This window comes from Sphingomonas sp. dw_22 (assembly GCF_018449795.1).
GTDB lineage: Bacteria > Pseudomonadota > Alphaproteobacteria > Sphingomonadales > Sphingomonadaceae > Sphingomonas.
In genome coordinates this window covers 1-10,382 of the sequence record NZ_JAAVVE010000076.1, presented here as the reverse complement: position 1 = coordinate 10,382, position 10,382 = coordinate 1, and the positions used below count along the sequence as shown (strand labels likewise).

6 protein-coding genes and 1 pseudogene are annotated in these 10,382 nt (G+C 70.5%); 3 read left to right on the top strand and 4 right to left on the bottom strand.

Translation table 11 applies throughout. The annotated features are described in order from the left end of the window. Nucleotides 1-305 (bottom strand): annotated as a pseudogene (locus HB724_RS19665) (hypothetical protein); the annotation flags it as partial. Between the two features lie 119 nt (nucleotides 306-424). Here HB724_RS19665 and HB724_RS19660 point away from each other — a divergent pair. Together HB724_RS19660 and HB724_RS19655 are read left to right on the top strand one after the other, a co-directional pair. Then, the gene (locus HB724_RS19660; RefSeq protein ID WP_213982650.1) at nucleotides 425-1,189 is read left to right on the top strand and encodes a protein phosphatase 2C domain-containing protein; all 765 of its coding nucleotides are present in this window, start codon (nucleotides 425-427) and stop codon (nucleotides 1,187-1,189) included. Then, nucleotides 1,186-3,213: a serine/threonine-protein kinase gene (locus HB724_RS19655; protein WP_213982649.1), complete on the top strand. Its 2,028-nt coding sequence runs from the start codon at nucleotides 1,186-1,188 to the stop codon at nucleotides 3,211-3,213. The genes HB724_RS19660 and HB724_RS19655 overlap by 4 nt, the downstream gene beginning before the upstream one ends. A 62-nt stretch (nucleotides 3,214-3,275) precedes the next feature. Here the strand turns inward: HB724_RS19655 and HB724_RS19650 are convergent, their stop codons facing one another. Continuing rightward, entirely contained in the window at nucleotides 3,276-4,181 is a 906-nt protein-coding gene (locus tag HB724_RS19650; RefSeq protein ID WP_213982648.1) for a type VI secretion system-associated FHA domain protein, read from the bottom strand. A gap of 103 nt (nucleotides 4,182-4,284) precedes the next feature. Here HB724_RS19650 and HB724_RS19645 point away from each other — a divergent pair, with 103 nt between their 5' ends. Further along, nucleotides 4,285-5,694 carry a class I SAM-dependent methyltransferase gene (locus tag HB724_RS19645; RefSeq protein WP_213982647.1) on the top strand — a complete coding sequence of 470 codons (1,410 nt, stop codon included), beginning with the start codon at nucleotides 4,285-4,287 and terminating at the stop codon, nucleotides 5,692-5,694. On the opposite strand, the gene tssM is transcribed toward HB724_RS19645, so the two are convergent. Both tssM and icmH read right to left on the bottom strand, forming a co-directional pair. Then, on the bottom strand, nucleotides 5,657-9,142 hold the full coding sequence (gene tssM, locus HB724_RS19640) for a type VI secretion system membrane subunit TssM (protein ID WP_213982646.1): 3,486 nt from the start codon (nucleotides 9,140-9,142) through the stop codon (nucleotides 5,657-5,659). The two genes, HB724_RS19645 and tssM, sit on opposite strands and share 38 nt — an antisense overlap. Before the next feature lie 17 nt (nucleotides 9,143-9,159). Next, the coding region (gene icmH / locus HB724_RS19635; RefSeq protein WP_213982645.1) for a type IVB secretion system protein IcmH/DotU at nucleotides 9,160-10,382 on the bottom strand (1,223 nt) is incomplete at its 5' end.

The following is a 10,382-nucleotide window of genomic DNA, read 5'->3' as shown; positions in this document are numbered from 1 at the left end:
GGAGAGGGGGAGGGGTGGGGGGGGGGGGGGGGGGGGGAGAGGACCGGGGGGCGGCGGGTCGGGGGGGGGTTGGCGGGGGCCTGTGTCGGGGGGGCGGCCGGCGCGGCGGGGGTCCGGGCGATCTCGCGGGGGCGGGACAGCCATGCCGTGGCGGCGCCGGCCAGGAGTACGGCCGCCGCGCCTGCGATCCCGATCGGCAGGCGGTTGGCCCGCCTGGCCGTGGCGCGGGGCTGCGGCGCCTGTCCCGGGGCCCAGGCCGCCTTCCAGACCCGCGGATCATAGGAGTCGACGAAATGGCCGTGCATTGCTTCTCCCCAGCGATCGCGATCATGGCCCCGCACGGCAATGCTTGCAACGCAACGCAGACATTGCTGCGTGCCGCGATTGGAGGCTACATCGGGGTCCGCGATTGGGGGAAGCGTGCATGATACCGCTGAAGACCGAATGGCATGCGGTTACCGACGTGGGCGTGGTGCGGCGCGTGAACGAGGATCGCTACCTCGCGTCCGACGCGCTCGGCATCTGGGCGGTGGCGGACGGCATGGGCGGCATGTCGCGCGGCGACTGGGCGGCCAGCATGGTGATCGATTCGCTGGGGGCGGTGCCCTATCAGGAGGATCTGCGCCAGACGATCGCCGGCGCCACGGCGGCGCTCCACCAGGCGAATGCGCGCATCCTCGACGAAGCCAAAGCGGTGGGCGAGCAGATGGGCTCGACCGCGGTGCTGGTGGCGATCCGCGACCGCGATTTCGCCGTGCTGTGGGTCGGCGACAGCCGCGCCTATCTGATCCGCGACCGGCGACTGCACCAGCTCACCCGCGATCACAGCCAGGTGCAGGAGCTGGTCGATCGCGGTGTGCTGGATGCCGAGGGCGCGGCGAAGCATCCGTTGCGCAACGTCATCACCCGCGCGGTGGGCGTGAGCGCGCTGCTGGAGCCCGACATGGCCGGCGGCACGCTGGAGCCGGACGACCTGCTGCTCTTGTGCAGCGACGGACTCTATGGTGTGATCGGCGATGCGGAGATGCAGGAGATACTCGATCGCGAACCGATCGAGCAGGCCGGCCGCACGATGATCGATCGGTGCCATGCGCTCGGGGCGCCGGACAACATTACGTTGGTGATCCTGTCCGTTACCGAGTCCACGCTCGTCCAGTTCGAGGCGATCGGTTCGGGGATCGGCAAGTGAAAGAGGACGACGACAAGACGGTCTTCCAGGCCCCCGGCGCGCCCACGCCGCCGCAGGAGCCTGCCGAGGACGCGAAGCCCGACGCGCCGGCCGAGGAGGCGACGGTCTTTTCGGCCTCGCCGCAAACCCCCGCCGCCGACGCCACGATCATAGCGCCCGGCGCCTCGACGCCAGCCGCGGACGCGACCGTGATCGCCATCGGCACTCCGGCACCTGCCGTGAGCGCGCCGCCACCGCCAGCCCCGCGCAGCGGGGTGGGCGTGCAGCCGGGCGACGTGCTCAACCATATCTTCGAAGTGAAGCGCTTCATCGCCCGGGGCGGCATGGGCGAGGTGTTCGAGGGGATCAACGTCAACAGCGACGAGCGCGTGGCGATCAAGGTGATCCTGCCCGCGCTCGCGGCCGATCCCAACGTCACCGCGATGTTCCGCAAGGAAGCGCAGACGCTGGTGCGCCTCTCGCACCCCGCGCTCGTCCAGTATCGCGTGCTCGCGCAGGAGCCGCAGCTCGGCATCTTCTACATCGTCACCGAGTTCATCGAGGGCGTGAATCTGTCCGACGTACTCGGCAAGGTGCAGCCGGGCGGGCAGGAGCTGATCGGGCTCACCCGCCGCCTCGCCGAAGGACTGAAGGCCGCGCACGAGCTGGGCGCCATCCACCGCGACATCGCCCCCGACAATGTGCTGCTCGAAGGCGAGACGCTGGCGCGGGCGCGGATCGTCGATTTCGGCATCGCCAAGGATATCGATCCGGGTTCGAAGACGATCATCGGCGACGGGTTCGCCGGCAAGCTCGGCTATGTCGCGCCCGAGCAACTCGGCGATTTCGGCCGCGACGTGGGGCCGTGGACCGACGTCTACAGCCTGGCGCTCGTCATCCTGGCGGTGGCGCGGGGGCGGGGGACCGACATGGGCGGCTCCTTCGTCGATGCGATCGACAAGCGCCGCAAGGGCGTGGACACGTCCGCCGCGCCGCCGGAGATCCGGCCGGTGCTCGACCGGATGCTCGTCGCCGATCCGGCGCAGCGGCTGCGCTCGATGGACGAGGTGCTGGCGGCGCTGCGCGAGGCCGAGGCACCGTCCTCGCCGAAAAAGCCGGTGCGCAAGCCCAGGGTGCCGGCCGATCCGTCTGCGAAGCCCCGCCCGGCCTTGCCCAATATTCCCAGGCCGGCGCTGATCGGCGGGGCGGGCGTCGCGGGGGCGGCGCTGCTCGGGGTGATCGGCTGGATCGCCTTTGGCGGCACCGGCCAGGCGCCGTCGACACCTGGCGCCGTGGCGGCCAAGCCGGGCGCTGCCGCCGCCGTCACGATCGATACGGTGCGCGGCGCGGTGCAGGCCGAGCTGCCGCGCGTCCCCTGTAGCTGGCTGACGCTCACCAAGGCGGAGCAGGGCGCGGGCGGCTTCGGCCTCGGCTTCTCCGGCGTTGCGGGGCATCCGGCGAATGCGGAGGCCGCGGTCTTCAAGGCGGTGGGCACTCAGGGGGCGACGATCGCCTCGTCCGACTTCTCCGGCGTGGCGCCGGTGAATGCGTCCTTCTGCGCGGCGCTCGACGGCATCCGGCCGATCCGTTCGGCGGACAGCCCGCGTCTGTCGGTCTCGCAGCCGAAGTACGAGATCAGCACCTTTGGCGAGGGCGACTACAAGGGCCAGCTCGGCGCGCGCGTCATCATGGACCTGGTGCTCGACGGGCTGGGCGAGGATTTCGCGCTCTACAGCATCGAGGAGAGCGGCGAAGTCTCGGAGATCGTGCCCTCCAAGGCGGCGTTCCTGGCCGCTGCCAAGGCCGGCGGCAGCGCGATCGAGCAGCTTCCGGGGCGCGAGCGCTATCGCATCTCGATCGACGGGACGCGGAGCGCGGGCTGGTCGGGCATCCTGCTGCTGACGGGGCGGGGCGGGTTCGATACGGCGCTGTTGCAGAACACCAAGGGGCCGGACTGGCAGGCCCGCTTCGCCGATGCCGCCGGCAAGGGCGGCTGGAAGGCGGAGATGGTGTGGTTCAAGTTCGTGGACGAAGTGCCGAACTGAGAGCGGCCCCTTCGTTCGTCACTCCGGCGGAAGTGCCGGGGTGACGGTGGTGGGGGAGTGGGCTAGGAAAGCTGTTCGTAAGCCTTGGCGAGTTCCTGCGCGAAGACCTCCACGAAGCCGTCGTTCGCGCCGAACGCCTTTTCATAGGCTTTCCACGCCGCCGCATCGTCGCGGGCGCGCAGCTTGATCGATTCCGGGGCGAACTGGTCGAGCGCGGCGCGGAACGCGGCTTGCATCGCGCCGAGCGTCGCCTGCTGGTGGCGATCGAGTTCGCCGAGCGCGTCCGTCACCATCTGGCGCGCGGCGGCGGGTGGGGCGGCGAGCAGGCGGGTGAGCGCGGCCTCGGGTGGCGCCTGCTTGAGGGGATTGTCCGAAGCCGGATCGGGCGCGACGCGGAGTTCCTCGCGGGCCTTGCGCCGCGCCTGGAGCATCGCCGCCAGCCCCTCCACGCTGGCGCGCAGCATGGCGCCGGCCGCCGCCAATATCTCCTGGTCGCCGGCGCGCAGGCTGTTCCGGTCGATGCCGGCGGCGTGCAGCAATTGCGCGACTGCATCGGTGGTGGGGGGAAGCCGAGTCGCCTGGGGCTGGGGCGGGACCGTCTGGCCCTGGGGCTCGCCCATGCGGCGCCAGTCCTGGAGGTTGATCCCGGCGCCGGTGGCCGCTGCGCCTTCGATGCGGACGCCGATCTCCACGTCGCCCAAGCCGATAACGTCGCCGTCGGCTAGGGCCTGCGATCCCGTGACGCGGCGGCCGTTGATCGTCGTGCCGTTGGTGCTGCTGTCCTGGAGCTGCCAGGAGGCGCCGCTGCCTGTGATCGTGCAATGGCGTGACGACACCAGCGGATGCGCAATGGCGAGGTCGACCCTGGCGGCGCGGCCGATGACGGCGCTGCCCGAATCGAGCCGAAGCGGCGCGGGAAGCTGGAGATTGGTTCCAGGAGCGGAACGGGGCGTGAGAACGATCGGCATCCGACCTCCAGACTTCTCGATTGCCCTATTCCTAACGGCGCTTCAGAACTCCGCAACCGGCATGGGCGGCCGGGGATAGAGTCGCCAACGCGAGGGGACGGCCATGAGCGGGGACACGAGCTACGATCAGGTGCGCTATCCGGCCGGCCTGTTTCCGGAGACATTGCCCGATCATCTGGCCGCGATCGCGCGGCTGCACGGGCTCGACGCGCCCGATCCCGCCACCGCGCGGGTGCTTGACGTGGCGGGGGGCGACGGGATCAACCTGGTTGCCATGGCCGCAGCCTATCCCCGGGCACAGTTCCACGGTTTCGACATCTCGTCCGAGGCAGTCGCGCGGGGCGCGGCGCTGGCCGCGGCGGCAGGGCTTTCCAATGTCCGGCTGGAGGTGGCCGATCTGCTCGACGCCGCGGAGACGATGGCGGGGCCGTATGACTATGTGATCGTCCACGGGCTCTATGCCTGGGTGCCGGAAGCGGTGCGGGCGGCGGCGTTGAAGCTGGTCGGGCGCGTGCTCTCGCCCGAGGGGATCGCCTTTATCAGCTATAATGCGAAGCCCGGCGGCCATCTGCGCCTCGCGATACGCGAGATGCTGCTGCACCATGTGGGGGACATCGCCGATCCCGAAGCGCGCGTCCGCGCCGCGCGCAAGGTGCTGGAGGATTTCGCCACGCCGCGCGAGAACGACCGGCCCGTCGCGGCGGCGATGCGGCAGGTGGCCGAGCCGATGCTGCGCAAGCAGCCGGGCGTGCTCTATCATGACGAGCTGGGGGATTGCTACGCGCCGCAATCGCTGGTCGAGGTGGTTACGGCGGCGGCGCCGCACGGGCTCGCCTTCCTCAACGATGCCGTGCCGTCGATGGTCTATGACGGATTGCCGGGCCGGGATCTGGACGATGCGGCGGTGGTGCATATGGCCCAGTCCGACGATTATCTGGCGCTCTCCTTTTTCCACCAGACCCTGTTCGTCCGCCCGGGGCGCAATCCGCGCCGCCGCATCGATCCGGCGGACTTCCGGCACCTGTACGCCTCGTCGCTCGCCAGGCGGACGGGCGAGACCAGCTTCCGGCTCGCCGCGGGCGAGTTCGAGATCGAGGACGAACGGCTGGCGGACTTTCTCGGCGCGCTGGGCGATGCCTGGCCGGAGCGGTTTCCGCTGGCGCATTTCGCCGACTCGGCGGAGCATTGCGAGGCGCTGGTGCAGCTCTACCAGCGCGTGATTATCGACCTGCACGTGCGGCCCTTTCCCGCCGAGATGGAGCCGGGCGAACGGCCGGTCGCCAGCCCCGTGGCGCGTGCGCAGATCGCGGCGGGGCAGACCAATTTGTTCACGCTCGACCAGCGCGCCATGGCATTTTCCGAGCCCGGCCCCCGGGCGTTCCTGGCATTGCTCGACGGCACGCGCGACCGGGCGCAGCTTGCGGCGGACTGGGCGGCGACGGAATATGGCGGTCAGGTGTCGGTGGACGACGCGCTCAGCCAACTTGCGCGGGCGGCGATGCTGATCGCGTGATCGCGCCCTGGCGCCCGGCGGTGGAGGCCGGACAGGCGATCTTCACGAAGGGATCGACGACGAACGGATTGGTGCCGGCAAAGGTGCGGACCCGGAAATCGAAGCGGGCGCCCGCCTGGGTGAGGCTGCCCTCGCCGATCGCGGGGGAGGCGCCGGCCTTGATCGCGGCGGCCTTCATCATGCGGAAGGCCGCCCATTGCCCGGGCCAGGACCGAACCTGGGGGGCGCCGCCAGCGGCGAACTCGACCGAGGCGCCGCCCGCGCCGGGCCAGTCGAACGTCACCGGGATCGGCGACTTGCCGTCGAACGAGAGCGTCTGCCCGTCGATCTTGAGCGTGACGGAAGTCGCGCCGCTGAGCGCGACCGGCTCGACCTGGTAGGAGAGGCGCGCGGCGTTCGGATCGCTGGTGAAGAAGGTGCGGGTCACGAGATTCGCCGCCTGGAGCGCGCGGACATTGGCTTCGGTCAGGCCGATCTCGCCGGCGTTGGACTTGGCCTGCCATTCGGGCGTGGTCGTATCGAGATAGCCGGCCAGCTCCTGGGTCACGAACTTGGCGAACTGGCCCTGCGGCGCGAAGAAGCGGGCGAATATGTCGAGCGGCATGTCCGCCGCTGCCGCCGGCTGGACCGGGAAGGCGCGCGAGAGGAGCTGCTGGCACTGGTCGCCGAAGCTGGCGTTGAGCGCCTCGCCCATCTGCGCCAGCCGCGCCCCGCCCAGGCTGACGCTGGCGTCGCTCGCCACGCCCTTGGCCCAGATGCCCGCCGGAGCCGGCATCGAATTGGCCGACTGATCGAGCTGGAGGATCAGCGCCTTGACCTCCATGCTCTGCTGCGACCCGGTCTCGCCGCCGCCGCCGGGCAGCACGGCGATGACGTTCAGCTTGTCGGCAAGCTGGCCCATCGTCGCCATCAGCGCGTCGACCGGGGCGTTGGGCACGGGCGCGCCATCGGGCGAGATGCCCGCGAAGATGCGCAGCGGCACGAAGGCGTTGACCACGTTGCGGCGCGGATCGTCGCCAGTCGGGCCGACGCCGGCCGCGTTCGCCGCCGCGCCGAGCAGGCCGGTCTTAGGCGCTGCGGGAGCGCCCTTGCGCGGCGTCATGTCGGTCGCCTTGGCGATCGCCTTCATCAGCGGGGCGATCGGCGAGAGCGGGCCGCTGCCGTCGCGCAGCCGCTGGACATTGTCGGCGAGCGACGTCACCGGGCGCGGCTGCATCGCGCCGAGATAGGCCTGCCAGCGGCTGAGGAACTCGGCGAAATAGAGCCGCTCCAGATCCTGCTTGAGTGCGGCGAGCTCGGCGGGCGAGATGCTGGTGCTGGCCGATTTGTCGTCGACCACCCAATTCTCCTCTTCGAGCAGCTTGGGGCCGCTGGCGAGGATCGGCAGGAAAGTCTTCTCATAGCCGGTCCGCGTGAACAGCGCCGGCACGCCCGCGCCGGGGGCGAAGGCGCCGCCGCTCGCGAAGAACAGCTCGGGGCGCGGGCCGGCATTGTCGCGGGCGGTCCACATCGGCTCGCCCTTCTCCATCGCCTTGCTCTTGAGCCGGCCATAGACGCGCACCGCCGCCGGCTGGGTGCGCAGCACCGCGCGGGCGGTCTCGATCCGGCCGGCATCGATCGCTACGGGTCGGAAATTGCCGTCGAACAGCGCCGCCGTGTGCTGGGCGAGCTCGCCGGCCTGGCTCTCCGATCCGCTGCCCTGGCGCGCGGTCCAGGCGGGCTGGACCCAGGCGACGACATGGTCGCCCATCTGCGGCCCCTTGGCGCCCAGGATCAGATAGGATTTGAGATCGTCGTAGAGCGCGGCGGGCGCGGCCTGATCGGCGGTCATGCTCTGCTCGGCGAGGTTGACCAGGATCGGCGTTAGGCGGCGTTGCAGGTCGCGGCCATAGATGCCGCTCAGCTCGCCCTCCAGCCGGCCGCCCTGGCCGAGCCCGAGCGCGAAGTCGCCTGCCTGGCCCATGTCGGTCGTCGCCTTGCCGAGCACGCCCAGCGCGGCGAGATCCTGGTCGACCGTGTCACTGCCGCCGCGCGAGGTGCCGGCCGCCTCGGCATAGGCGGCGGAGGTGGTGTAGACGCTGTTGATGAGCGCCATGTTGCGGAAATAGCCCCAGGTCCAGATGCCGATCGCCAGCACCAGCGCTGCCGCCGCCGCCGTGACGCCGACGATGTAGCGCTGCCGCGCGCGCCGTTCGGCGGCGGGGTTGCGGCTCGCCATGCCCTGTTCGGGGAAGACCAGATCGGAGAAGAAGCGCTTGAGGAAATAGCTGCGTCCCTGGCCCACGGCGTGCGCCGACGCGGTCGCCGGCATGCCGATGCTGAGCAGGATGCGGTCGACCGGATTGCCGGTCTGGGTGCCCGAGGCGAGATAGACGCCGCGGAGCCGCGCCGGCTCGTCGAAGCGGCTCTTCTGGCCGAGCGCGCCGAGCAGCGACGCGAGCGGCGTGCGCAGCGAGGCGAGCTGCGCCGGGAAGGCCGCGATCTGGCCGCGCAGGGGAAGCTGGGGCTCGGCCTGCATTCGATCGACCACGCGCGACGATATGCTCGCGACCAGATCGTCAAAGCCCTTGAGCACCGCGTCATTGTCCGGCGTGGTGCCGGGCGCGGTCGATCCGAACACCTGATCGGATTCGGCATCGGTGGCGCGCGCGAAGAACTCGCGGAAGCCCGCCAGCAGGTCGGCCTTGGTCACCAGCAGATAGACCGGAAGATCCTGGCCGAGCGTGCCGCCGATCTCATGCAGGCGCGCGCGGATATTGTTGGCGTGGCCGGCCATCTTGGCCGGATCGGAGAAATCGGGCGCGGGGATCGCGACGATGATGCCGTTGAGCGGCTGGAGCGGCCGGTGCTTCTTGAGCAGCTCCAGGAAGCTGCGCCACCCTTCCGCATCCTTGGCGGCGTCGTCCTGGGTGACGTAGCGGCCGGCGGTGTCGATCAGCACCGCCTCGTCGGTGAACCACCAGTCGCAGTTCGGCGTGTTCGGCTGGCCCCGGAGCGCGCGATATTCGCCCGCCACCGCGGTCGGGAAATTGAGGCCCGAATTGAGCAGCGCGGTCGTCTTGCCCGCGCCCGACGGGCCGATGATCGCATACCAGGGAAGCTGATAGGCATAGCTCTGCCGGCTGCCGAGGCGCACCGACTTGAGCATGGTCAGCGCCTCGACCAGCTTTTGCGCGATCTCGTCATAATCGGCCGGGAAGTCGGGCTTGAGCGCATCCATCATCGCGGCGTTGCGCTTCCGGTCCCGCCGCCGCGCCAGCCACCAGAAGATGCCGACCAGCACCACCGGCAGCAGCGCGAAGAACAGGGTGACCGGCCACCAGGCGAAGGGACTGAAGCCGCCGATCGCAATCAGCGGCCCGACGAACCATATCACCAGCCCGAGCAGGATCGCGCCGAGAAAGCGCCAGAACCAGCGGGAGCGGAACAGGGCCTTGAGCATGTCCATCTTTCCCCCTTGCCCTGCTATCGCCAGGCGATGTCGTTGGCGACGCGGATTTCGACGCGCCGGTTTTCCCGGCGGCCGTCGTCGCTGGCATTGTCGCCGATCGGGCGCGTGTCGCCGAGGCCGGCGGTGCTGATGCGCGAACTGTCCGTGAGCCCCGCGCCGCCGATCGCGCCCGCCACGCCCTTGGCGCGAGCGAGCGACAGCTCCTGGTTCGACGGGAATTGCAGCGAACGGATCGCCTGGTTGTCGGTATGGCCCTCGATCCGCATCGGCCCCTTGGAGAGGTTCGCCGCCTGGGCGACGCGGCCGAACGTGTCGTTCCACGCGCTCGACGGCTCGGCCTGAGCGGAGGGGAACAGGCCGACATTGTGGAGGCGGATCACGATCTCGTTGCCCTCGCGCAGCAATTCGAGCCGGCCGCTCTTGATATCCGGCGCCAATATCTCGCCCATCCGCTGATAGGTGGGCGTGGCGCTTTCGGGCGGGGGTGGGGCGGGGACGATCTGCGCGGTGCCGACCGCCTGGTTGAGCGACGCGATGGCGGCGTCGCCCTGGGTGCTGAGGCGGAAGAGCAGCGCGGCGAAGACCAGCAGGCCGATCGCGGCGAGCCCGCTCAATATCGCCCAGAGCGGCACGCGCGGGGCATAGCGCCCGGCGGCGATGCTGTGGCCGCGCCATTGCGGCGAGAGGTCGCCTGGCGGCGGCCCCTTGCGGCCGGCGATGGCGCCGGCCAGCCGCGCGCGGCGCTGGTGGAGCAGCGATTCGCCGCGCGGATCGAGCGCGGCGCGGCCCTCGAAACCCAGCGACAGGCACTGGTAGAGCAACTCCATCAGCCGCGGCTCGCGATTGGGATCCTGCTCCATCCGCTCGGCGAACTGGAACATGCGGTCGCCGCCCTGGGTGTCGTTGTGATAGGCGGCGAGCAGGCTCTGCTGCGACCAGGGGCTGTTCGCGCCCCAGGGCGTCGACATCACCGCATCGTCGAGAAAGGCGCAGAGGATATAGTGGGCGAGCTGGATCGATTTCGGCTCCAGGCCGAGCTGGCGCGCGCGCGGGCCGAACGCTTCCAGCTCCTGGATCGCCAGCCTGCGCAGCGCGCCGAGATCGGGGCCGACCGGCATCGAGCGGATCTGGCTGGCGAGGTGGATCAGGCGCCCCGCGGCCGCGACCAGCGGCTCGGGGCCGTAGAGGTCCGGCTCGGCAGTGGCGAAATCGAGCCGCGCGGTGCCGCCGCTGGCGC

Coding starts and splice junctions, on each gene's coding strand:
- HB724_RS19650 (WP_213982648.1), bottom strand. CDS start 4,181: ATGCCGATCGTTCTCACGCCCCGTTCCGCTCCTGGAACCAATCTCCAG.
- HB724_RS19660 (WP_213982650.1), top strand. CDS start 425: ATGATACCGCTGAAGACCGAATGGCATGCGGTTACCGACGTGGGCGTG.
- tssM (WP_213982646.1), bottom strand. CDS start 9,142: ATGGACATGCTCAAGGCCCTGTTCCGCTCCCGCTGGTTCTGGCGCTTT.
- HB724_RS19645 (WP_213982647.1), top strand. CDS start 4,285: ATGAGCGGGGACACGAGCTACGATCAGGTGCGCTATCCGGCCGGCCTG.